Origin of the sequence: Nocardioides sp. NPDC087217, from assembly GCF_044744805.1 — a bacterium.
Classification (GTDB): Bacteria; Actinomycetota; Actinomycetes; order Propionibacteriales; family Nocardioidaceae; genus Nocardioides.
Window position 1 is genome coordinate 1,066,555 of record NZ_JBIUZB010000002.1, and the last position, 22,639, is coordinate 1,089,193.

The following is a 22,639-nucleotide window of genomic DNA, read 5'->3' on the forward strand; positions in this document are numbered from 1 at the left end:
ATCTGTCGGTCAGGTCAGAAGAAGGTGGAGATGTTCTTGGCGAGCAGCACGTTCTGGTCAAGGAGGATCTCCCGGCGCGCGATGAGCAGGCGGCCGTCCTCGGCCCGCCGGAGCACGTCGGTGCGGCCTCCGGCGTAGACGCCCTGCTCTCGCTCCAGCCGGTTGCGGTAGAGCAGGAAGTTGCTGGTCGCGACCAGGTCGTCGATGCCGAAGCCAGGATGCTGCTCGGGCTCGACGTGCCGCACTCGTACGTTGGTGACGAGGTGGCGCGTGCGCGTGGGCGGGTCCTCGGCCCAGGCCATCCCGGAATCGAAGCGACGGATACGCCAGGCCAGCGACTCCTTGGTCTCGTCGTAGAAGGCGGCCTCGCCGCGCGCGGCGATCGAGAGCGCCTGCTGGCGCCGTAGCCGGTTCGTTCGTGTCGGCATCCAGTAGTCGAGGTCGTCGGCGAGCATCTCCAGCCAGTCGACGTAGCGACCCTGGTCCAGGAGATCGGCCTCGTCGTAGTAGAGCTGCTCGACCTCGAAGTGGATATCGCGGTCGGCCCGGGCACCCGCCCGGGCGGTTGCGTCAGCGATGGTCACGGAGTCCCCCTCAAGAGCTTGCGAAGGTCGGTAGCCGGGTCGGCGAGGCGGTCAGGATCGACCTCGATGCCTCGCTCGATCAGGCGCCGGGCGGCACGGATCGCCTGTGGGTCGTCGACGGCAACGGCACCGAGGACCCGTGCACCGTCGACGGCGAAGGTGGTGAACGGTGGCTGTCCGACCTGGCCACGGACGACCTGGCGTGCGTCGGGAACCATCTCACCAATTCCTTCGACATGGAGGCCGTGGCGGTCACTCCACCACCACGGAGCCACCGCCGTTGGCGCCGGTGCCTCGAGGATCGTGGCGGCGGCCCGCTCACCATCGCGCTTGGCGGCGTCCCAGTGCTCGCTGCGGTGCCCGTCCGGGCCGCGGGTCCGGGCAACGTCGCCGATGGCGAGAACTCGTGGGTGGCTCGTGCGATGGAACTCGTCGACGAGCACACCGCGGTCGACCTCGAGGTCGGCAGCCTCAGCGAGCTGTGTACGCGGAGCGATGCCGACGCCGACGAGAACGGCGTCGAAAACACGCGGAGCTTCCTCGTCGCCCAGCTGCGCCTGGATACCCGCCTCGGTCGGACACAATGACTCGACCGTCGTCCCGACGGTTTCGGCACCATGCACCCGGTGCAGGCCATGCAGCCACCGCGCGACGTCCAGGCCTGCGGCGGCCAGCGGCGGATCAGCCGGGTCGGCGAGCACGACACTGCAGCCGAGCCCCACCGCGGTCGAGGCCACTTCCGCGCCGATCAGTCCGGCCCCGATGACCAGAAGCCGGGCCCCCGGCGTCAAGGCCGTACGCAGCCGCTCAGCGTCCCGATGCTCACGGAGCGTGTGCACCCGGCCGGTCTCCGTGGTTTCAGCGAGGCCCGGGATCGGAGGAAGGACAGCCTGTCCGCCCGTAGCGAGCACCACGTGGGAAGCCTCCAGCGGGTCACCTTCAGCGAGGTCGACCCGCACCGAGTCGTCGCCCGGCGTGATCGCAGCCACCCGAGCGGGAGCGAGCAGAGAGATGTCCTGCTCGGCGTACCATTCAGCGGACTGCAGTGCGATCTCCTTGAGGGTACGCTCGCCCGCCAGGAATGCCTTGGACAGAGGCGGCCGGTCGTAGGGGAACTCGGCCTCGTCGATCAGGACGATGCCGCCCAGGTGTCCCCGGGCACGGAGGGCCCCGGCGAGTGACACACCGCCGATCCCGCCGCCGACGATGACGACAGGGTTCTGCGTGTCGGAGCCGGCCATCAGGGTGCTTCGTTCGGGAAGAGGTAGACCTCGCCGTCGCGTACCTCGACGCGATGGGCGACGGTGTCCTGGGTTGCCGGGAGGCCGTCGACGGCGCCGTTCTTGAGGCAGAACTTGGAGGAGTGCAGGGGGCATTCGACATGTCCGTCCTCGACCCAGCCGTCGGCGAGCGAGGCGGTCTCATGCGTACAGGTGTCGTTGAGCGCCCAGACGCTGCCGTCGTCGTCGCGCAGGATCGCGATGTCGTCCTCGGTTCCGCTCACCTCACGTGAGATCGCGATCCCCTCACCCTCGGGGATGTCGTCGACGGACGCGACCCGGATTCCGGTGCTCATGAGGTCTCCTCGTTCAGATCGTCAACAGCGTTCTCGTGCCATGCGGGCGTGTTCATCAGCTGCTGCCAGTGCTGGTAGAAGGCTCGGCCGGCGGCATCGGAGTACAGCTCGGACGTGCGGCCCGGGTGGCTCCCGTCCTCCCGCTCGGAGCCGAGCCCCATCTGGTAGTTGAGCGGCACTCCGTTGGTGATGAAGCCGTGCGAGATGCCCTGCACCTCGCTCCAGTTCTCGCCGTCGTCCTGCTCGAAGATGCCGCTCGGCCCGAACGTCCGCAGGTTGTACAGGCGCTGGGCCTCCTTGACCTCCTCGGGCCAGGACCGGTCGACGATCGTCCAGGCCCAGACCTCCATCTTGTCCGGCCCCTTGGGGTGCCAGATCCGGATCGAGCCATTGACGGGCAGATAGGAGAAGTTCGGGAAGACCGTCGCATGGCCGTTGGTGAGCGGGCCCTCGACACGAGCGTCGCCGAGCCGGGCACGGAGCGCGTCGTAGTCGACGTGGTCGTGGACCGTATTCGCGTCGAAGCGGTTCTTCGGGTGCACGGGAAACCCGGCGCCGTGACCGTTCGGGGCGACGTACTGGCGGCCGGAGCGGTGCACGATCTCGTCCTTGGGCCGTTTGCCCTCCGGCGTCATCACCATCAGGGCAGAGGCGTGGGACATGTTGACGTGGTACCAGTCGGTGGCGAACTGCTCGGCCGACAGCTTCCAGTTGCCCTCGAGCACCCACTTGTGGACACCGCCGACCACCTCGGTGCCCTCATCGTCGTGGTCGAGCATCGCGTCCATGTACCACGCCATGTCGCCCAGAGCCTCGACCAGCGGAAGCGGCTCCGGGTTCCAGGTGCCGAAGATCAGGCCCTTGTACGTCGCGATGTGCGGCACCTCGACCAGACCCCACTCGCCGACCGAGAACGACTCCGGGTAGCCGGCCTGGTTCGGGACGCTGACCAGCGAACCCTCCAGGTCGTAGGACCATCCGTGATAGGTGCAGGTGAAGTTGCGGGTCTGCCCGAAGTCGGCCCGGCAGACCCTGGCACCGCGGTGCCGGCACGAGTTGAGGTAGGCCCGGAGGTTGCGCTTCTTGTCCATCGTCACGATCACGGGGTCCTCCCCCATGTAGGTCGTGAAGAAGTCGCCCGGCTTGTGGAACTGATCGGTGTGGGCGAGGAAGAGCCAGCTGGGCGCGAAGACTCGACGCAGCTCCTGCTGATAAAGCTGCTGGTCGGTGAAGATCGCCCGGTCGATGTAGCCGCCCTCGGCATCCACCAGACCTGAGACGTCCACGGTCGGCGCCAGGTCTGCGGGCCGCTGGAGCCGGCCGCTGGGAGCACCTGTCGCCGGGCTTCTCGGCGTGCAGTTCTCCCCCGTAGGGAGTTGGCTGGTCGTGGTCATGGAGTCGAGACTCGGCTCTCGCAGCTGTGGCCACAACGCCGCGTTCCGTCTCCCGGTACGCCGTCTGGTCCGACGGTCCGGGGCCGGGAATCGTCATCGGCATGCTCGTAGCCCGCGCCGTCTCACAGAGCGCCACCGACCCACTCTCCGGCCTCCAGGTCACCGACGCGCCTGTTCCCGATCCCCCGCCCGGCTGGGCGCTGGTGCGGGTGGTGTCCTCCTCACTCAACATGCACGATCTGTGGACGCTTCGCGGGGTCGGGCACCCGGCCGACCAGTTGCCCCGTACCCTCGGCTGCGACGCCGCGGGCTACGGCCCGGACGGAAGCCGTGTCGTCGTATACCCGGTGATCGCCTCCCCTGACCGAGGCTTCGGGGACGAGACCCTCGACCCCCAGCGGGCGCTTCTCTCCGAACGCCACGACGGCGCATTCGCCGAGTACCTGGTCGTCCCTGAGCGGAACCTGGTACCCCTGCCGAACGAGCTCAGCTTCGACGAAGCGGCGTGTCTCCCCGTGGCCTGGGGCACGGCGTACCGGATGCTCTTCACCCAGGCCAACGTGAGAGCCGGCGACCGCGTGCTCGTCCAGGGGGCTGGCGGGGGCGTCGCTTCCGCCGCGATCAAGCTCGCCCTGGCCGCCGGGGCAACCGTCTACGCCACCTCGCGTTCACCCGAGAAGCTGGCCGTCGCCGAGACCTGGGGGGCGCGTGGCATCGCCTCTGGCGGCCGGCTCCCCGAGAAGGTCGACGTCGTCGTCGAGACCGTCGGCGAGGCGACCTGGTCGCACTCGCTCAAGTGTCTGCGTCCGGGTGGGACCGTTGTGATCGCCGGCGCCACCTCGGGCGTGAACCCACCCGCCGACCTCGGCCGCGTCTTCTATCAGCAACAGCGCATCCTCGGCTCCACTGGCTGCACCCTGATCGAGATGCAGCGGATGCTGCGAATGGTCATCGCCACTGGCGTGCGCCCCGTCATCGACCACACCCTGCCGCTCTCAGAGATCCACAAGGGCTTCCAGCTCATGATCGACGGCGACATCACCGGGAAGGTCGTCATCCACCCGAATCCCGAAGGAGAAACCGCATGAGCGCCACTACGATCGGCCTCTCGCACTCGCCCCTGATCGGCAAGAACGACCCCGCCCCGGAGGTCGTGGCCCGAGTCGACGCGGCGGTGGACGAGGCACGGAGGTTCGCGGAGAAGTTCGATCCTGAGCTCGTCGTCCTCTACGCACCCGACCACTACAACGGCTTCTTCTACAAGGAGATGCCCCCGTTCTGCCTGGCCACCGAGGCACACGCCGTCGGCGACTTCGGCTCCCAGGCCGGCCCACTGTCGGTCGACACCGATGCTGCCAAGGCGATCGCCCAGGGTGTCCTCGACCGAGGCGTCGACCTCACCGTCTCGGCCCGGATGACAGTCGACCACGGGTTCGTCCAACCCCTGGAAGTGCTCTTCGGCGGCATCGACCAGGTGCCGGTCGTCCCCGTCTTCGTCAATGGCGTCGCCACTCCCCTCGGCCCGATCTCGCGGATCCGCGCGCTCGGCTCCGCGATCGGCGAGGCAGCCGCCGCCCTCGACAAACGCGTCCTCTTCCTCGGCTCCGGCGGCCTTTCCCACGACCCGCCGGTCCCGGTACTCGAAGGCGCCCCTCCCCGGGTGGCCGACGCCCTCATCGAGGGGAATCCGCCCACTCCCGAGCAGCGCGCCCGCGGCGAGGAGCGAGTCATCCAGGCCGGCCGTGACTACGCCGCCGGATCGGCCTCGATGATCCCCATCAACCCGACCTGGGACAACCGACTTCTCGACATCCTCGAGGGTGGAACGCTCACCGACCTCGACTCCTGGACGGTCGAGGAGATGGGCCGCGAGGGCGGCGGCTCGGCCCACGAGGTACGCACGTGGATCGCCGCGTTCTCCTCCCTGGCCGCGACCGGCGCGTACCGGATGGACTCCCGCTTCTACGAGGCCGTTCCCGAGTGGATCGCCGGCTTCGCCGTCGCCACCGCCACTCCCCTCTGAGTCAACGGCGCGACTCGAACTGACGCGTCTGCGGGAGGGTCGTGACCACATGGGCCACGACCCTCTCGGACAGGCAGGTGTGCCGGTGCTGCACGTCGCCCGGGAACCGGACGAAATCCCCAGCAGACAGTTCCACCTGGTCGCTCAACGGCCCAGTACGCAACTTCCCCGTCATCACATAGACGTGGTGAAGCGTTCCCGGCTGATGGGGCTCGATGGTCGGTGCCTTGCCGTTCCTCTCCATCCGGAGAAGCAGCGTGCGCACGTAACCGCTCCCGTAGATCTCATCGAGCACCCGTTCCGACCACGACTCCTCCTCGTTCCATGCCGCGTCGGCATTGCGTTGGACGAACACCGGAGTGCCCCACTGCGTCAACAGTCGGCGGGTGGACTGACCAAGCGCTGCCGCAAGTGCGCCCAAGGTGTCCACGGTCGGGTTGCCCACGCCTTGTTCGATCTTGGACAGCGTCTGTTTGGAGAGCCCCGAGCGACGCGCCAGGTCACCTAGAGACATCCCCCTCTCCATCCGAAGACGCCGGACATTGCTGGCTACCAGTGCATTGTCGTCATCCACACCGTCATTGTCACTTAAAATTGACACAACGTCAATGTTGAATGACGACACCAAAAGAGCCATACTTCTAGGAAAGGTGACGATCGTCCTTTGAAGGTGACACGGTGACTACAGCAACAATCGAGAAGAAGTCCGCTGACGAGGCACGCGATCTACGTGCCACTGTAGACAAGGCCGTGTGCCTGCTGACCGTTTTCGGCGGGCAGGCAAGCTCCGGGGTCGGCGTCAGCGAGCTCGCTCGCCGTTCCGGACTCAGCAAGAGCACCGCGTTTCGCGTGTTGGGCATGCTCGAACGCAACGGCGTCGTCGAACGCGTCGGCCGGCAGTACCGCTTGGGTCAACGCCTCCACGATCTCGGTAGGCATGTCTACTCCCCCGAGCACGACCAGATCCGAGACCTCCTGATCCCGTTCGTGACCGAACTCTACGAACGGACCCACCGGACCGTGCACCTTGCGGGAATACACGGTGCCGACGTGGTCTACCTCGCCAAGCTCTACGGCCTTCGCCAGGTAGCGGCACCCTCTCGAATCGGCGGAAAGGCACCGGCGCACGGCACCGCGGTCGGCAAGGCGTTGCTGGCCCACGATCCCGCAGCGCTTCAAGCGACCCTGGACGGAGGCCTGCCAGCCCTCACCTCCTCAACGATCACCGACCCGATCGCCCTGCACGAACAGCTCGCCCAGGTGCGACGGCAAGGCGTGGCGTACGACATCGAGGAGATCAGGACCGGACTGTTCTGCGTTGCCATGCCCATCCTGACCCGGACCGGGCGGCCGCTGGCCGCGCTTTCGGTGTCAGTTCCGACGGCAGGCGACCTTCGCTCAGCAGAGGCTGCACTGCGCGACATCACCGGCCAAGCCACCCGCTTCGTCGCCACACATCGGACCTTCGTACCTTCCTATCGTCGTGTCGACTGATTCTGGCGGGTTCACTCGGGCGCACGACCGCGTCGCCACCAAAGCGAACAACGCACCACGACTCAAGCCCTTGCGACCCCAGCCACCAAGGAGTGGCCTCGTCCGGGCGATCACCCGGACGAGGCACATCGCGCGCACGTCATGGGCGTCGCGGGCATGGCTGGTGCGCTGCCACTAGGACCGGGTCAGAGAGCGGCGAGGATCTCGTCAGCCGAAGCGACCTCTCCGAGGAGGCCAAAGGAAGCGATGGTGGCGTCGTGGACCTCGGGGGCTGCCGCCGAGCAGGCGTCCTCCACAACGATCACTCGGTAGCCGAGGTCTCCTGCCGATCGACCGGTGCTCTCGACCGAGATGTTGGTGGCCACACCAAACAGGACGACCGTGTCGATGCCAGAGCCGCGCAGCCGTTGATCCAGGTCGCCGGAAGCAAAAGCGCTCACCTTCGGGTTGGTGACGACCCAGTCGTCGGCCTCCGGTTTGAGCTCGTCCACGATCTCCGCGGCGGGCGTACGGTCGAGCAGGCTGCCCTGCTGCGCCACAACGCCAAGCAGCGGAATGTTGGTAACCAGGTCACTGTGCCCCTCCTGGAACGCGACCCGCGTATAGACGACTCGGACCCCGGCTGACCGGGCACCATCAACGAGACGCTTGGCGACATCGAGGACCCCGCGGCGCTCGATCTCGGCGCGAAAGAAGGGCGCGAACGCACCTTCGGCCCCTACGACGTCGTTCTCGAAATGGCAGGCAAGAAACGCCGTAGTGGACTTGTTCAGCTCCATGGATGGACTCCTTTGACTAGGCAGAGTGAGGTCAACTGACCTGCTAGTTAGCCGATGACGATAGTCGGAGAGTGATGGTGGCCACAAGACCCCGGCCTGCGATCTTCTAGAGTTGCGCCGTTCGGCCGCCGAGACGATGGGGCGAACTGATGCTCACCAGCGATTGACGCTGACACAACTAGCATGCTAGTTGTAGTGACGTCAGTCACCCGCCCTCAACCGCCCACGCGCAGCGAGGTCCTCCATGAACGATTTGCTCCCAACTCCGATGTTCGAGCCGTTCCACCGCGACCCGAACGGGTTCGACACCGACGTGATCGTGGTGGGCCTCGGGCCGGCCGGCGGCGTCGCTGCCACCGCGCTTGCGAGCTACGGGATCCGGGTGCACGCGATCACGGTGTTCCCGTGGGTCGCCAATGGCCCGCGTGCGCACATCACGAACCAACGTGCGGTTGAGGTCTTGCGTGACCTCGGTCTCGAGGACGAGGCCCGATCCCAGGCCACCCCGTGGGACCAGATGGGCGACACGCTGTTCACCACGAGCCTGGCCGGCGAGGAGATCGTCCGCCTGCAGACCTGGGGCACCGGCGACCAACGCTTCGGGGACTATCTCAAGGGCAGTCCCTGCACCATGCTCGACCTCCCGCAGCCGCGAATGGAGCCCATCCTCATCAACGCCGCTGCCTCGCGCGGTGCCGTGATCAGCTTCAACACCGAGTACCTCGACCACGTCCAGGACGAGGACGGCGTCACTGTCCGGCTTCGCGACGGCCGCACCGGTGAGGTCTTCAGCCAGAGGGCCCGCTATCTCCTCGGTTTCGACGGCGCTCGGTCTCGCATCGTCGAGCAGCTGGGGCTCCCGCTGGAGGGTGAGCTCGCCCGCGCCGGCACTGCCTACATTCGCTTCCGCGCCGACCTGACCCGCTTCGTCCAGCACCGGCCGAGCATCCTGTACTGGATCTTCAACTCCAAGGCCGGCTTCGGCGAGATCGGCATGGGCTTGCTGCGCGCGATCCGCCCGTGGGAGGAATGGATCGCAGGCTGGGGATTCGACATGGCCGCAGGCGAGCCGGACTTGTCTGACGACAAGGTCATCACTCAGATCCGCACGCTGGTTGGGGATCCGAGCATCGAGCCGGAGATCATCAGCAAGTCCCTGTGGTACGTCAATCAGCAGTACGCCACCCGGTATTCACAAGGCCGCGTGCTCTGCGGGGGCGACGCTGTCCACCGCCACCCACCCAGCAGCGGCCTGGGCTCGAACACGTCAATGCAGGACGCCTTCAACCTCGCATGGAAGGTTGCGTTCGCGGTCAAAGGGTATGCGGGCCCGAGCCTGCTGGAGTCCTACTCCGACGAGCGGGTCCCGGTCGGGAAACAGGTTGTCGCGCGCGCCAACCAGTCCCGCAAGGACTACGCCGGCATGCGCGAGTGGTTCGACCGCGACTCCGAAGACCCGGTGACAGCCGGCCTGGCCAACCTCAAAGCCCCCACGCCCGAAGGCGTTGCACTGCGCGAGCGGCTCTATGAGGCACTGGAACTGAAGAACACCGAGTTCAACGCCCATGGCGTCGAGCTCAACCAGCGCTACGCCTCGTCTGCCGTGCTACCCGATGAGAGCGCGGGAGAAGAAGAGTGGCCGCGGAACCGCGAGCTCTATCTTCAGGCCTCCACCCGCCCGGGCGCGAAGCTTCCCCACGCCTGGCTCGTCGACCCCGACGGACAGCGGGTCTCCACTCTTGACGTCACCGGCAAGGGCCAGATGACCCTGCTGACCGGGATCGGCGGTGCTGCATGGAAGCACGCGGCCGACAAGCTCGACCTGCCTTTCCTCCGTACGGTCGTTATCGGCGAGCCCGGAACGATCGACCCGTACGGCTACTGGGAACGCATCCGCGAGATCCCCGAGGCTGGTGCGCTGCTGGTCCGCCCCGACGGCTACATCGCCTGGCGGCATAACGCCGAGGTGTGGGACACCGACGAAGCTCTGCGATTCCTCGAGACCGCGCTGTGCCGAGTACTCGACCGACCCAATCGCCTCGCCGAGTCCGACTCGGCAGCAGGCCGGCACGAGTACAGCACCCGCTCGGTCGACATCACCGTCCCCATGCACACCCCCGACACCGCCAACGCCTGACACGTTGCGCGACAAGACCACCCTCACCAGGAGCGTTCCGTGACCCTCCCCACGACCCTCGCCGCGACCACCGCCACGACCGAGGCCGACCGTCCGTACACCAGTGTGTGGAGTGACCTGGCCCAGGTCGAGTTCGCCCAGGGCTACCTGCAGGCCGGGCCCTACCGCACTCGCTACCTGCACGCCGGTGACGACTCGAAGCCGTTGCTCCTGCTGCTGCACGGCATCACCGGGCACGCCGAGGCCTACGTCCGCAACCTCGCCGCCCACGCCGAGCACTTCAACGTGTACGCCATCGACTTCATCGGCCACGGGTACTCCACCAAGCCCGACCACCCGCTCGAGATCCCGCACTACATCGACCAGATCAACCACGTCCTCGACACGCTCGGCGTCGACAAGGCCTACTTCAGTGGAGAGTCTCTCGGCGGCTGGGTCACCGCCCGGTTCGCCCAACTCCACCCCGAGCGAGTCGAGAAGATCGTGCTCAACACCATGGGCGGCACCATGGCCAACCCCAAGGTGATGGAGCGGCTCTACACCCTATCGATGGAGGCCGCCAAGGACCCGTCCTGGGAACGGGTCAAGGCCCGCCTGGAATGGCTGATGGCCGACCCGACCATGGTCACCGACGACCTCATCCGCACCCGTCAGGCCATCTTCCAGCAGCCCGACTGGCTCAAAGCATGCGAGATGAACATGGCGCTACAAGACCTCGAAACCCGCAAACGAAACATGATCACCGACGAAGACCTGCGTGCGATCCAGGCGCCGGCCCTGGTCATCTGGACCACCAAGGATCCCTCCGGCCCCGTTGACGAGGGTCGTCGGATCGCCTCGCTCATTCCCGATGCTCGACTGGAGGTCATGGAGAACTGCGGCCACTGGCCCCAGTACGAGGACGCTGACACCTTCAACCGGATCCACCTCGACTTCCTCCTCGGACGACACCGGGAGGCAACGTCGTGACGCTGGCACTTCTGGCCACCAGCCACAGCCCACTCCTTGAGTACGCCGATCTCCCCAAAGATGTATCCGGCGAACTCGAGAACGCATTCGCCGAGGCCAAGCAGTTCGTCCATGACTTCGACCCGGACGTCGTGGTCAACCTCGGGCCCGACCACTACAACGGGTTCTTCTACCGCCTCATGCCGGCCTTCTGTATCGGCTACGCCGCGACCAGCATCGGCGACTATGGCTCCCAAGCCGGCCCGCTCAACGTCCCAGAAGGTCTCGCCCGCGACCTGGCCGAGGCGGTCATCGCCGACGGCATCGATCTGGCCGTGTCCCTCGACATGGAGGTCGACCACGGAGCCGTCCAGCCGATGGAGATCCTCTACGGCGACATCACCGCCAAACCCTTCATCCCGATCTTCATCAACTCCGTCGCACCCCCCTTCACCCCGCTCCGCCGGATCCGACTGCTGGGGGAAGCCATCGGGCGCCACCTGGCCACCCTCGACCAGAAGATATTGCTCATCTCCTCTGGTGGTTTGTCCCATGACCCGCCTGTCCCACGGCTGACGACCGCCACCACCGATCAGCGCCGCATGCTTATCGGCCAAACGGCGCCTCTCTCCCCCGAGGCCCGCGCATTGCGCCAGCAGCGCGTCATCGACGCCGCCCGCGACTTCGCGGCCGGAACCTCCACCATCCAAGACCTCGCCCCCGAGTGGGACCAAGAGCTCCTGCGCATCCTTGCCTCCGGTGACCTCACACCGATCGACGCCTGGACCCCTGAGGAGATGACTCGGATCGCCGGCAACTCCTCTCACGAGGTCCGCACCTGGATCGCCGGCTACGCCGCCCTCGGCGCTGCGGGAGCGTACTCGGTCCAGTTCAGCTACTACCGACCCATCCGAGAACTCATCGCAGGATTCGCCCTCACCACCGCCACCCTCGACTGACAGCCCGCCTGACAGCCCGCCTGACAGCCCGAGCCGCCACACATCGGAGAACTCCTGATGACAACCTCCAGTCAGACCACAACTGCCGCCACTTCCCCACTCAAAGTCGCTTCTGCCAGCTTCATCGGTACCACCGTGGAGTACTACGACTTCTTCATCTACGGCACCGCCGCCGCGCTGGTCTTCCCAGCCCTGTTCTTTCCCAGTTCCAGCCCCCTGGTCGGCGCCCTCCTGTCCTTCGCGACCCTCGGCGTCGGGTTCCTCGCACGCCCCGTTGGCGGCATCGTGTTCGGCCACTTCGGCGACCGCGTAGGCCGCAAGAAGATGCTGGTGATCTCTCTGGTCACCATGGGCCTGGCGACCACGCTCATGGGTCTGATGCCGACCCATGCCCAGATCGGCTTGGCAGCTCCGGTCCTGCTGACCCTGTTGCGCTTGGTCCAGGGCTTCGCTGTGGGCGGTGAGTGGGGCGGCGCCACCCTGATGGCTGTCGAGCACGCCCCTCGAGGCAAGCGCGGCTTCTACGGCGCCTTCCCGCAGATGGGCGCACCCGCTGGTGTCGGCTTGGCCACCATCGCATTCTTCCTCGCCACCAAGCTCAGCCCAGCCCAGTTCGAGAGCTGGGGGTGGCGCCTGCCGTTCCTGTTCAGCGCCCTCCTGGTCGTTGTCGGCCTCGTCATCCGCCTCACCGTCGCCGAAAGTCCTGTGTTCGAGGCTGTCCGCGAGCGCGGCGAAAGCATCAAACTGCCCGTTGCCGAAGCCTGGCGCAGACACCCTCGCGAGATTCTGCTCGTCGCGGGCACCTACCTCTCCCAGGGAGTGTTCGCCTACATCTGCATGTCCTACCTGGTCTCCTACGCCACCAAAGAAGTCGGGTTGGCTCGCCCCGCAGTGCTCATGGGAGTATTCATCGCCGCCGTTGTCGCCGTCGTTCTTTACCCCTCGTTCGGCGCTCTCGCGGACCGCTGGGGCCGCAAGACCATCTACCTGCTCGGCGCGCTCCTCATGCTGGTTTCGATCGCGCCGGCCTTCGCGCTCATCAACACCGGATCCCCGGTCGCCTTCGGTGTCGCAATGGTGATGGTCTTCGGCATCGCAATGGCTCCCGCCGGTGGTGTCACCGGCTCGCTGTTCAGCATGTTGTTCGCCCCCGAGGTCCGCTACAGCGGCGCGTCGGTCGGCTACACCATCTCCCAGATCTGCGGCGCCGCCTTCGCCCCGACGATCGCAACCGCGCTCTACGCGGCCAACGCAACAAGCGGCCCTGTTGTCATCTACCTGCTGATCGTTGCTGTCATCTCTGTTGTCTCGGTCCTTCTCTTGCCGGGCCGTCTCGGCGACCCCGATCCGCATGAACAGGTCGCCCGCTACGCCGCCTCGACCGGTCCGACTCCGAACCCCTCCGTATGACATGCGCCGCTTTGGCCCGCGAGCGCATGCCCGAAGGACAGGCCCGTCCGCTTAGACTCCCAGTCCCAACACCCCTCTCGAGGAGCCCAACGTGCCTGAACCCGCCGCCAACGCTCGTTCCGGACAGCGGCTGGGCAAGGTAGTTCTCGATGAACTTCGAGAGCGGCTCCTCGCCGGCCGATACGCCGTCGGCTCTCGGATCTCAATCGAAGAGGTCAAGGCCGAGTTCGGTGTGAGCAAGCAGCCGGTGATGGATGCGATGCGGCGCCTCGAGGCGACCGGGATCGTCGAAATCATTCCTCAGAGTGGCTGCCGGGTCGCGCACTATTCGATGCAGGAGATCAGAGACTTCTTCAACCTGTTCGGCCGGTTCGAAGGCGAGATCGCGGCCGCCGCTGCCCTACGACGGTCCGATTCCCAACTGGCCGAGATGGATGAGGCTTGGCGGCAGGTACAGGAACTCGAGAACCTCGCTGATCCTCAAGCCCGTTCACACGGTTATCGATTCCGGAACCGTGAGTTCCACCTCGTCATTCATCGGATGTCGCACTCGCGAGTCATGGCTGATCTCAGCGAACGCATGTGGGATCTGTCAGACTTCTTCATCAACACCGTTGCTGGTCCCCGACCGCTGTCGGACTCCCTCCACGACCGCAACCACGACCACGACGTCATCCGAACGGCGATCCGATCACGTAGCGCCGACATTGCCCGAGTCGCGATGGAGTCCCACATAATCAACACCATCACGCTTTTCGGGGACTCCCAAGACAACACCGCCTAGATGCTCGGAATCGAGCTTGCCCGCTGGTATCGAGATGGATGGCGTTGGACACCTGAGGAAATCGGCTAAAGGTAGGCCCAGATGGCATTGCGCATCGTGGGGGCATCGCCAACGAGCATGAGACCACGAGGTCGGAGATCCTGAGGTTCGTCCACGACTCCGAATGGTTTGCGGTTGCCGTCGCGGCTGCGTCGTCGGGCCACCCAAGACAGATGCAGGTGTACGCGACGTACCGATCCCTCCCGATGTACTTCCCGACGTCCCTGCCCATCTACGCGACTATGCAGCCAAGAGCACGAACGCGCTCCTCTTCCCAGACAGCGCCGGAGCACACCTGACTCCGAGAGCCATCTACGGCGCCGCCACGGTCTACCACCGTCGTGGCCCGAAGAGGCGAGATCAAGCGCACGGGCCACGGCTGGTACCGCGCCCGACAGGCCGCCGTTGCCGACGCGACCATCGCGGAGCTCATGGCGCTCGCCGGCCACTCGACTCCCGGTGCCGCGATGCCCTACCAACACGCTGCGAGCGACAGGACTCAAGATCTCGCCGCCCGTCTCTCCGAGCTCGCAGGCCAGGGCTCGTCGCCCGGGGTGCGGCGCGCGCGGTTGACTGGCAGTCCTTCGCGGCTGACGATGGCGTCAGCGAGGAGATCTCATTTGCAGGACGTTGCATCAGGAGACGTGTTCGTGCCCTTCTCAGACAGCCAATCGCCAGCGGATGTGCAAAGCATCTCCTGGATTCGCACCGTTCAGCCCACCGGTCCCGATGCGATGAGCCAGTCGGTGCTACCACCGGCGTACGTCGCGGACCTCGTCGACCGTGTCGGACCAGGGCCGATCGGTTGGGCCATCGAGGTCGCAGCTGGGATGGCTGAAAGCATCCTTGAGACGATCCCCGAGCTGGGCGTCGACGGGGTCGTTCAGGAGATGCGCAAGGGTTGCGAGGTTGTGGCGGTCCCGGTCGTACGCCGGTTTTGTTGACGCGGTGTTGACACGGGGAGATCAAGGGCCTCGGGTTTGGGAATTGCGGCATGCACGATGAGAACGTGTCGAGCCAACCGAAATCACCAGCAGACGACAATCGGCCCGCCACCCATTTCCGCAGGTGGCGGGCCGATCACGCGGTCGACACAGGTTACAGATACTGCCCCGTGTTGGAGACCTGCTCGATCGAACGGCCGGGCTCGGTGCCCTGCTTGCCGGTGATGAGCGTGCGGATGAAGACGATCCGCTCGCCCTTCTTGCCGGAGATGCGGGCCCAGTCGTCGGGGTTGGTGGTGTTGGGGAGGTCCTCGTTCTCCTTGAACTCGTCCACGCAGGCCTGGAGCAGGTGCTGCACCCGCAGGCCCTTCTGGCCGGAGTCCTCGCCGGAGTCCAAGAACGACTTGATGGCCATCTTCTTGGCCCGGTCGACGATGTTCTGGATCATCGCACCGGAGTTGAAGTCCTTGAAGTAGAGGATCTCCTTGTCACCGTTGGCGTAGGTGACCTCCAGGAAGCGGTTCTCCTCGGACTCCGTGTACATCCGCTCGACGACCGTGCGGATCAGCTCGTCGACGGTGGCCTGCTTGTCGCCGTTGAACTCGCCCACGTCGGTCGGGTGCAGCGGCAGGTCGGGGACCAGGTACTTCGAGAAGATGTCACGAGCACCCTCGGCATCGGGACGCTCGATCTTGATCTTCACGTCCAGACGGCCCGGGCGCAGGATCGCCGGGTCGATCATGTCCTCACGGTTGGAGGCACCGATCACCAGCACGTTCTCCAGAGCCTCGACACCGTCGATCTCGGAGAGGAGCTGCGGGACGATGGTGTTCTCCACGTCGGAGGAGACACCGGTGCCACGGGTGCGGAACAGCGAGTCCATCTCGTCGAAGAAGACGATCACCGGAGTGCCGGCCGCGGCCTTCTCACGAGCCCGCTGGAAGACCAGGCGAATGTGGCGCTCGGTCTCACCGACGTACTTGTTGAGGAGCTCGGGGCCCTTGATGTTGAGGAAGTAGGACTTGCCGTCCGCTCCCGTCTTCGCGGCGACCTTCTTCGCGAGGCTGTTGGCGACAGCCTTCGCGATCAGGGTCTTGCCACAGCCCGGAGGACCGTAGAGCAGCACACCCTTGGGCGGCTTGAGCTGGTGCTCGATGAAGAGGTCGGGGTAGAGGTACGGCAGCTCGACCGCGTCCTGGATCTGCTCGATCTGGCCGGCGAGGCCACCGATCGACTCGTAGGAGATGTCGGGCACCTCCTCCAGGACGAGCTCCTCGACCTCGGACTTCGGCACCTTCTCGTAGACATAGCCCGATCGTGGTTCGAGCAACAACGAGTCACCCGCGCGGATCGCGTCCTGCAGGAGCGGCTCAGCGAGACGTACGACCCGTTCCTCGTCGGCGTTGGCGATCACCAGGGCGCGCTCACCGTCGGCGAGCAGCTCCTTGAACATCACCACCTCGCCGACCTTCTCGAACTCCATCGCGGCCACGACGTTCAGCGCCTCGTTGAGCATGACCTCCTGGCCATAGCGCAGCTCGTCGAGGTCGACGTTGGGCGATGCGGTCACCCGGAGCTTGCGCCCACCGGTGAAGACATCGATCGAGTCGTCCTCGTTGCGCTCGATGAAGGTGCCGAAGCCTGCTGGCGGCTGTGCCAGACGGTCGACCTCCTCCTTGAGCTTGATGATCTGGTCTCGGGCATCCCGAAGCGTCACGGTGAGTCGCTCGTTCTGCGACGTCACCGCGGCCAGGGAGCGCTGCGCGTCAGCGAGCCGCGCCTCCAGGCCACGTGAAGATCCGGGCATCTCGGTCAGTCTGTGCCGCAGGTCGGTCACCTCAGCTTCGAGGAAACGGACATGACTCTCGAGCTCCTCGGGGCTGCGCCCCTCGGAATGGAATCCATCGGATGTCGACATCAGCACACCTCCTCTACTCCCTCGACCCTACAAGGGTGAGGGGCAGGAGCGGAGAAGGATTTACCGGTGTTGGACACTATTCGTCGACAACGGCCAAGTTCGTGTCAACCCGTGGCACACGTTCTGCAGAATGGACTCAGTCCACTTCGGCGCCATCGTCGGGCAGGACCTCCACGACGGGCTCGGGAGCCGGCATGTCGGCCGGGCGCGGGCCGGTGTAGTCGGATCCGTACGCACCGGGGGCAGGTCGGCGTGTCTTGCGCGGCGCGCGCTCGCCCGGCGCCAGCCTTCGCGCTGTCACCAGGAAGGCGGTGTGGCCGATCATCTTGTGACCCGGCCGGACCGCGAGACCCTCGACGTGCCAGTCACGAACGAGCGACTCCCAGGCCTGCGGCTCGGTGAACCCGCCGTGGGCGCGGACCGTCTCGACGAAGCGGGACAGCTGGGTGGTGGTCGCGACGTACGCGCAGACCATGCCGCCGGGGTAGAGCGCCTCGGCCGCCGCGTCCACGCACTCCCACGGAGCGAGCATGTCGAGGATCAGCCGGTCGCAGCGGATCTGCTGGCGCGGCAGCTCCTCCTGGAGGTCTCCCAGGTTGAGCGACCAGCTCGGGTGGGATTCCCCCGCCGGGGTGCCGAAGAACTGGTCGACGTTCTTGCGGGCGACCTCGGCGAACTCCTCGCGGCGCTCGAAGGAGGTGACCTTGCCGAACGGGCCCACCGCACGCAGGAGCGAGCAGGTCAGGGCACCGGAGCCGACCCCGGCCTCCACGACGGAGGCACCCGGGAAGATATCGGCCATGGCGACGATCTGGGCGGCGTCCTTGGGGTAGACCACGGCGGCACCGCGCGGCATCGAGACCACGAATTCCGACAGGAGCGGGCGGAAGACCAGGTACTCACCTCCGGTGGAAGCGGTGACGGTGAAGCCCTCCTCGCGGCCGATCAGCTCGTCGTGGTCGATGTGGCCCTTGTTGGAGAAGAAGCGCTTGCCGGCGACGAGCTCGAAGTTGTGGCGGCGACCCTTGGTGTCGGTCAGCCGCACCCACTCGCCCTCGCGGAGCGGCCCGCGGTGTACGCCCGCTCGGGCCTCGGCCGGAATGTCTGGAATATCAGCGCTTGACACCCGCCGAGGCTACCCGTTTTCCCGGTCAACCCGGCAAACCGCGGCTCGGTCCGGCTCAGGCTCCCGCGCGGAAGGCGGCGTCCACGTCGGAGGTGACCAGTACGCCGTAGATCGAGCCGTCGGGCTCGACCAGGAGGTATTCGGGTGCCGGGGTCTTGGAGATCGCCTGGATCAGGGACTCCCCGTCGATGTCGGCCGGGAGGGTGAGGCCGTCCTCGAGCTGTCGGGTGACCGTCGAGGTGGCCATCCAGGGACGACGGTCCTCCGGGGTCGCCAGCAGCGCGCCCTCGTGGACGAGACCGATCGGCTCGCCGCCGCTGCTCACGGTGACGATGCTGCCGGCTTCGGCCTCCTGGGCACGGCGTACGGCCTCGGCCAGCGGGAGGTCGGCGGGCACGGCCAGGGTGCGGCGGGCGAGGTCGCGGGCGACGAGCAGCGGGAGCCGCATGCGCGCCCTCCCCGACATGATCGCCGCGGAGGCACCGCTCCAGAGGAAGACGCCGATGATCACAGCGAAGACGTAGCTCCTGAGCTGCGGCTCGTTGCCGAGGATCTGGCCCTGGATGAAGGGCCACAGCAGCACGAGTACCGCGAGGACGCGGCCGGCCCAGCCGGCGACGATGCTGCCCCGATTGATGTTGCCCGTCGCGGCCCACACGCCCGCCTTGAGCAACCTGCCGCCGTCGAGGGGCAGGCCGGGGACGAGATTGAGCACGCCGACGAACAGGTTGGTGAACCACAGGCCGGTGATGAACAGCCCGACCAGGCCGCCGGAGGTGAGGAAGGAGACACCGAAGGCAGCAGCCGCGACGGCCAGTGAGGCCAGCGGGCCGACGACAGCGATCCAGAACTCGTCGCGGGGCCGCTTCGCCTCCTTCTCCACGGCGGTCGCGCCGCCGAGGAAGTGGAGCATGATCACGCCCACGGGGTAGCCGAGCCGCTTGGCGACGATCGCGTGGGCCGCCTCGTGCAGCAGCACCGCGCCGTAGAGGACGATCGCGAAGGCGAAGCCGGCGACGTACGTCAACCAGCCCAGACCCGGCTCCACGGCATCGATCCGGGGCGCCATCACCCAGGCGATCACCGCAGCGATGAGGAACCAGGACGGTGTCACCAGGACGTCGCTGCCGGCGACGGAGCCGACCTTGATCGTGCCCGGGACTCGGGAGGTGGGCGCCGCCTCTTCGACCGGCTTGTCGCCGCCGGGGCGTGGGTCAGGGTCTGCCACATCCCGAGCGTACTTGAGCAGCGGTTGTCGGGTGGTGTCGACCCGGTTGTCGGTGCCTGCGAATAGTGTCGACCTCATGAGCACCTCACCCGCCGATTCGCTGTCGACCCCGGTCGACGGCGTCAACGTGCTGGGGTCGCTCTCACCGAGCCGCGCGAGCGACTTCACCTCGTGTCCGCTGCTCTACCGGTTCCGCACCATCGACCAGCTGCCCGAGCCGCCCTCGGAGGCAGCCGCACGCGGGACCGTGGTGCACAAGGTGCTCGAGGACCTCTTCGACCTGCCCGCTCCCGAGCGCACGCCCCGGCAGGCGAGGTCGATGGTGGAGCAGGCGTGGGAGGACGTACGCAGCCTCGACCCGGCCCTGGCGACGCTGTTCACCTCGGAGACCGAGGGGGCGCAGGAGGACTGGCTGGAGTCGTGCCGGCAGGTGCTGCGGCGCTACTTCGACCTGGAGGACCCGCGACGCCTGGAGCCCGCCGAGCGCGAGCACTACGTCGAGGCGCTGCTCGACTCCAAGCTCCTGCTGCGAGGGTTCATCGACCGCGTCGACGTCGCCCCCGACGGCCGGATCCGAGTGGTGGACTACAAGTCGGGCCGCGTGCCCAGCGAGGCGTACGAGGCGAAGGCGCTGTTCCAGCTCAAGTTCTACGCCCTGGTGATCTGGCGCACCCGGGGCGTGGTGCCGGCGATGCTGCAGCTGATCTACCTCGGCTCGGGCGACATCCTGCGCTATGTGCCGGACGAGGCCGATCTGCTGGCCACCGAGCGCAAGGCCGAGGCGATCTGGCGGGCCATCCGCACCGCCCAGGAGACCGGCGAGTGGCAGCCGAGCCCGGGGCGGCTGTGCGAATGGTGCGCCCACAAGTCGCTGTGCCCCGCCTTCGGCGGCACTCCTCCCCCGCTCCCGGCGATCGCAGGCCCCGTCGCCGCGGGAGACGACCTCGATCTCGACTAGGACCGTAGGCGCGTCTACCAGGATCGGCCGGTTACGGGAGTTATCGTCGCGACGAATGTGACGAATGCGCTTGGCTGAGGAGGTGCGGCTGCTCGTGGGCACGACGGACTCGTCCACCGGCTCGACCAGCGGGAGCGCGACCTCGTCTCGGCACCGTCCCGACATCCAGGGGCTCCGCGCGATCGCGGTGCTCGCGGTCGTCGCGCTGCACGTCGGCTTCGGGTCGCTGACCGGCGGCTTCGTCGGCGTCGATGTCTTCTTCGCGATCTCGGGCTTCCTGATCACCCAGCAGCTGATGCGGCAGGTACGCACCGAGGGCCGGGTCAGCCTGCTCGGCTTCTATGCGCGCCGGGCCCGCCGGATCCTGCCGGCCGCGACCGTGGTGCTTCTCGCGACGGTCGTCTACGCGGCCCTCTTCCTGGGCTTCGTACGCACTCGGGAGATCGCCCTCGACGCGCTGTGGTCGGCGGCGTTCGCCGCCAACTTCCGGTTCGCGTCGCTGGAGACCGACTACTTCTCGGCGGCGCTGCCGCCCTCACCGCTGCAGCACTTCTGGTCCCTCGCGGTCGAGGAGCAGTTCTACCTGGTCTGGCCCCTGGTGATCCTGGGATGCCTGTGGGCGATGAAGCGGCGCAGCCGGAACGCCACGACGGACGGCCCCATCGACCAGCGCGGGCGCAGGCGCGTGCTGGTCATCGCTCTCGGCGTGGTCATCGTGGCATCGCTGCTGGCCTCGGCGGTGCTGACCCGGACCAGCCCGGAGGCGGCGTACTTCTCGCCCTTCACCCGCGCCTGGGAGCTCGGCCTGGGCGCGATCGCGGCGATCGCGTTCCGTGACGACGGGACCCAGGACGCCACCGCGCGGTGGCGGGCGCAGGTGCTCTCCGCGTTCGGGATGTTCTTCATCATCTGCGCCTGCCTGCAGTTCAACGACGCTACCCCGTTCCCCGGCACCCCGGCGCTCGTGCCGGTGCTCGGCAGCGTCTTCATCATCGTGGCCGGCACGCTGTGGCACGGCCCGACGGTGGTCGGCCGGCTGCTGTCGGTGCCGCCGCTGCAGGTCGTCGGAAACTGGTCCTACTCGCTCTACCTGTGGCACTTCCCCGTGCTGGTCCTCGCCGAGCTGCAGCTGGGCCGCGAGCTGCGCTGGTGGGAGCAGGTGCTCCTCGTGGCGCTGGCGTTCGGTCTGGCCGGCCTCTCCTACCACTACATCGAGGAGCCGTTCCGGCGCGGCGTGCTCTGGCGCCGTCCGGCGTTCGGTCGAGCCGCCACGCTGGGTCCGGTGGCGCTCTACCCGCTGAGCATCACCCTGGTCGCGGTGACCTGCTTCGGCGCCAACACCTACGCCACCGGAACCGCCCGCGACGGCTACCAGCCGGCGATCACGCTGGCCGAGGCCGATTCCTCCGGGTCCTCCGAACCGCCCAAGCAGCCCGACCGACCCGCCTCGAGCGCCGCGCCGCCCGCCGCCAAGGCGCAGGAGCCCGACCCGCTCCCAGCCCTGCTGAAGGCCTCGGTGCTCGCGGCGCGCAAGAACCAGGCGATCCCGACCAACCTGAAGCCGGGCCTCACCAACCTCTCCGACGACGTGGAGTCGGTCGGCGAGTGCAACTACTACTCGACGAACGTACGCAAGCTGTGCCCGCGCGGTGACGCCGACGCCGAGAAGACGATCGTGGTCATCGGCGACTCCCACGCCCGCCACTGGACGCCCGCGGTCGAGGAGATCGCCGAGCGCTCCGGCTACCGCGCCTACATGCTGGCCATGCCGCAGTGCACCGTCTCGCTGGTCACCCCCGACAAGATCGACAGCACCGACCCGATGACGTCGTGCGACGACTTCCACGACTTCATGCTCTCCTCGGTCAAGAAGCTCCGCCCCGACCTGCTGCTGATCTCCTCGCGCCCGATCAGCGCCGCCTACCACGACTCGTCGGGCCGGCACACCGACCGCGCAGACGTACGCCGCGCCGTCTACCGCGGCTACCAGCGGCTCCTGGCCCAGGTGAAGCCCGCCGCGAAGCGGACCGTGTGGCTGCGTGACGTACCGGCGCTCGAGTTCGACCCGGCCACGTGCCTGAGCAGCAACAAGACGCTCTCGCCCTGCACCTACAAGCCGCTCGAGAGCCAGCAGGACGGCGCCGACCTGCAGATGCAGGCGGCGAAGTCAGCTCGCGTCGAGACCGTCGACCTCGACGACATGTTCTGCGACAGCGTCGGCATCTGCACGACCGTCGTCGGCGACACCATCACCCATCGCGACGGCCACCACCTCACCGCGACCTACTCCAAGGAGCTCGGTCGCACCCTGGGCGAGCGTCTCAAGATCTGGTGATCA

Annotated in this window: 20 protein-coding genes; 11 read left to right on the forward strand and 9 right to left on the reverse strand. The window is 67.0% G+C overall.

The features are described 5' to 3' along the window. Window positions 1-14: 14 nt before the first annotated feature. Genes ACIO3S_RS12550 through ACIO3S_RS12565 form a run of 4 tightly spaced genes read right to left on the reverse strand, consistent with a single transcriptional unit; the run spans window position 15 to window position 3,554 of the window. Window positions 15-584 (reverse strand): 3-phenylpropionate/cinnamic acid dioxygenase subunit beta, encoded by a 570-nt coding sequence (locus tag ACIO3S_RS12550; RefSeq protein WP_400463690.1) that lies wholly within the window; start codon window positions 582-584, stop codon window positions 15-17. Further along, entirely contained in the window at window positions 581-1,825 is a 1,245-nt protein-coding gene (locus ACIO3S_RS12555; RefSeq protein ID WP_400463693.1) for an NAD(P)/FAD-dependent oxidoreductase, read from the reverse strand. The genes ACIO3S_RS12550 and ACIO3S_RS12555 overlap by 4 nt, the downstream gene beginning before the upstream one ends. Next, on the reverse strand, window positions 1,825-2,160 hold the full coding sequence (locus ACIO3S_RS12560) for a non-heme iron oxygenase ferredoxin subunit (protein WP_400463695.1): 336 nt from the start codon (window positions 2,158-2,160) through the stop codon (window positions 1,825-1,827). Before ACIO3S_RS12560 ends, ACIO3S_RS12555 begins: the two co-directional genes overlap by 1 nt. Beyond that, window positions 2,157-3,554: an aromatic ring-hydroxylating dioxygenase subunit alpha gene (locus ACIO3S_RS12565; RefSeq protein WP_400463697.1), complete on the reverse strand. Its 1,398-nt coding sequence runs from the start codon at window positions 3,552-3,554 to the stop codon at window positions 2,157-2,159. The genes ACIO3S_RS12560 and ACIO3S_RS12565 overlap by 4 nt, the downstream gene beginning before the upstream one ends. Window positions 3,555-3,655: 101 nt before the next feature. Here ACIO3S_RS12565 and ACIO3S_RS12570 point away from each other — a divergent pair, with 101 nt between their 5' ends. Both ACIO3S_RS12570 and ACIO3S_RS12575 read left to right on the forward strand, forming a co-directional pair. Further along, window positions 3,656-4,642, forward strand: coding sequence for a zinc-binding dehydrogenase (locus tag ACIO3S_RS12570; protein ID WP_400463699.1), 987 nt, complete (start codon window positions 3,656-3,658; stop codon window positions 4,640-4,642). After that, window positions 4,639-5,577, forward strand: coding sequence for a 3-carboxyethylcatechol 2,3-dioxygenase (locus ACIO3S_RS12575; protein ID WP_400463702.1), 939 nt, complete (start codon window positions 4,639-4,641; stop codon window positions 5,575-5,577). The genes ACIO3S_RS12570 and ACIO3S_RS12575 overlap by 4 nt, the downstream gene beginning before the upstream one ends. A 1-nt stretch (window position 5,578) precedes the next feature. Here the strand turns inward: ACIO3S_RS12575 and ACIO3S_RS12580 are convergent, their stop codons facing one another. After that, window positions 5,579-6,151: a helix-turn-helix domain-containing protein gene (locus tag ACIO3S_RS12580; protein WP_400463705.1), complete on the reverse strand. Its 573-nt coding sequence runs from the start codon at window positions 6,149-6,151 to the stop codon at window positions 5,579-5,581. 104 nt (window positions 6,152-6,255) lie between these two features. Here ACIO3S_RS12580 and ACIO3S_RS12585 point away from each other — a divergent pair, with 104 nt between their 5' ends. Then, window positions 6,256-7,071: an IclR family transcriptional regulator gene (locus ACIO3S_RS12585; RefSeq protein WP_400463708.1), complete on the forward strand. Its 816-nt coding sequence runs from the start codon at window positions 6,256-6,258 to the stop codon at window positions 7,069-7,071. Window positions 7,072-7,256: 185 nt separating this feature from the next. On the opposite strand, the gene ACIO3S_RS12590 is transcribed toward ACIO3S_RS12585, so the two are convergent. Further along, window positions 7,257-7,850, reverse strand: a complete 594-nt coding sequence (locus ACIO3S_RS12590) for a cysteine hydrolase family protein (protein ID WP_400463711.1) — start codon at window positions 7,848-7,850, stop codon at window positions 7,257-7,259. A gap of 244 nt (window positions 7,851-8,094) precedes the next feature. Between ACIO3S_RS12590 and ACIO3S_RS12595 the strand changes: the two genes are divergently transcribed. The 6 genes from ACIO3S_RS12595 (at window position 8,095) to ACIO3S_RS12620 (ending at window position 15,071) form a co-directional block, all read left to right on the forward strand. Continuing rightward, the gene (locus tag ACIO3S_RS12595) at window positions 8,095-9,987 is read left to right on the forward strand and encodes an FAD-dependent monooxygenase (RefSeq protein ID WP_400463714.1); all 1,893 of its coding nucleotides are present in this window, start codon (window positions 8,095-8,097) and stop codon (window positions 9,985-9,987) included. A gap of 39 nt (window positions 9,988-10,026) precedes the next feature. Further along, window positions 10,027-10,956 (forward strand): alpha/beta fold hydrolase, encoded by a 930-nt coding sequence (locus ACIO3S_RS12600; RefSeq protein ID WP_400463717.1) that lies wholly within the window; start codon window positions 10,027-10,029, stop codon window positions 10,954-10,956. Beyond that, window positions 10,953-11,894 (forward strand): 3-carboxyethylcatechol 2,3-dioxygenase, encoded by a 942-nt coding sequence (locus ACIO3S_RS12605; RefSeq protein WP_400463719.1) that lies wholly within the window; start codon window positions 10,953-10,955, stop codon window positions 11,892-11,894. Before ACIO3S_RS12600 ends, ACIO3S_RS12605 begins: the two co-directional genes overlap by 4 nt. A gap of 57 nt (window positions 11,895-11,951) precedes the next feature. Next, entirely contained in the window at window positions 11,952-13,304 is a 1,353-nt protein-coding gene (locus tag ACIO3S_RS12610) for an MFS transporter (RefSeq protein ID WP_400463722.1), read from the forward strand. 91 nt (window positions 13,305-13,395) lie between these two features. After that, window positions 13,396-14,088 carry a GntR family transcriptional regulator gene (locus ACIO3S_RS12615; protein WP_400463724.1) on the forward strand — a complete coding sequence of 231 codons (693 nt, stop codon included), beginning with the start codon at window positions 13,396-13,398 and terminating at the stop codon, window positions 14,086-14,088. 659 nt (window positions 14,089-14,747) lie between these two features. Further along, a complete protein-coding gene (locus tag ACIO3S_RS12620; protein WP_400463727.1) occupies window positions 14,748-15,071 on the forward strand; it encodes a hypothetical protein in 324 nt (107 codons plus the stop codon). A gap of 154 nt (window positions 15,072-15,225) precedes the next feature. Here the strand turns inward: ACIO3S_RS12620 and arc are convergent, their stop codons facing one another. The 3 genes from arc to ACIO3S_RS12635 form a co-directional block, all read right to left on the reverse strand. After that, window positions 15,226-16,989: a proteasome ATPase gene (gene arc / locus ACIO3S_RS12625; RefSeq protein ID WP_091041342.1), complete on the reverse strand. Its 1,764-nt coding sequence runs from the start codon at window positions 16,987-16,989 to the stop codon at window positions 15,226-15,228. A gap of 136 nt (window positions 16,990-17,125) precedes the next feature. Continuing rightward, window positions 17,126-18,115: a tRNA (adenine-N1)-methyltransferase gene (locus tag ACIO3S_RS12630; RefSeq protein WP_400463731.1), complete on the reverse strand. Its 990-nt coding sequence runs from the start codon at window positions 18,113-18,115 to the stop codon at window positions 17,126-17,128. A 55-nt stretch (window positions 18,116-18,170) separates the two neighbouring features. Beyond that, window positions 18,171-19,343 (reverse strand): site-2 protease family protein, encoded by a 1,173-nt coding sequence (locus ACIO3S_RS12635; RefSeq protein ID WP_400463734.1) that lies wholly within the window; start codon window positions 19,341-19,343, stop codon window positions 18,171-18,173. A gap of 76 nt (window positions 19,344-19,419) precedes the next feature. Here ACIO3S_RS12635 and ACIO3S_RS12640 point away from each other — a divergent pair, with 76 nt between their 5' ends. After that, window positions 19,420-20,301 (forward strand): RecB family exonuclease, encoded by an 882-nt coding sequence (locus tag ACIO3S_RS12640; protein WP_400463737.1) that lies wholly within the window; start codon window positions 19,420-19,422, stop codon window positions 20,299-20,301. A gap of 64 nt (window positions 20,302-20,365) precedes the next feature. After that, complete coding sequence (locus ACIO3S_RS12645) at window positions 20,366-22,636, forward strand: acyltransferase family protein (protein WP_400463740.1); 2,271 nt, start codon at window positions 20,366-20,368, stop codon at window positions 22,634-22,636. Window positions 22,637-22,639 lie beyond the last annotated feature (3 nt).

Bases quoted from the DNA above. Each gene is read 5' to 3' on its own strand.
- ACIO3S_RS12555 (WP_400463693.1), bottom strand. From the start codon at position 1,825: ATGGCCGGCTCCGACACGCAGAACCCTGTCGTCATCGTCGGCGGCGGG.
- ACIO3S_RS12560 (WP_400463695.1), bottom strand. From the start codon at position 2,160: ATGAGCACCGGAATCCGGGTCGCGTCCGTCGACGACATCCCCGAGGGT.
- ACIO3S_RS12565 (WP_400463697.1), bottom strand. From the start codon at position 3,554: ATGACCACGACCAGCCAACTCCCTACGGGGGAGAACTGCACGCCGAGA.
- ACIO3S_RS12570 (WP_400463699.1), top strand. From the start codon at position 3,656: ATGCTCGTAGCCCGCGCCGTCTCACAGAGCGCCACCGACCCACTCTCC.
- ACIO3S_RS12575 (WP_400463702.1), top strand. From the start codon at position 4,639: ATGAGCGCCACTACGATCGGCCTCTCGCACTCGCCCCTGATCGGCAAG.
- ACIO3S_RS12590 (WP_400463711.1), bottom strand. From the start codon at position 7,850: ATGGAGCTGAACAAGTCCACTACGGCGTTTCTTGCCTGCCATTTCGAG.
- ACIO3S_RS12595 (WP_400463714.1), top strand. From the start codon at position 8,095: ATGAACGATTTGCTCCCAACTCCGATGTTCGAGCCGTTCCACCGCGAC.
- ACIO3S_RS12610 (WP_400463722.1), top strand. From the start codon at position 11,952: ATGACAACCTCCAGTCAGACCACAACTGCCGCCACTTCCCCACTCAAA.
- arc (WP_091041342.1), bottom strand. From the start codon at position 16,989: ATGTCGACATCCGATGGATTCCATTCCGAGGGGCGCAGCCCCGAGGAG.
- ACIO3S_RS12640 (WP_400463737.1), top strand. From the start codon at position 19,420: ATGAGCACCTCACCCGCCGATTCGCTGTCGACCCCGGTCGACGGCGTC.
- ACIO3S_RS12645 (WP_400463740.1), top strand. From the start codon at position 20,366: ATGCGCTTGGCTGAGGAGGTGCGGCTGCTCGTGGGCACGACGGACTCG.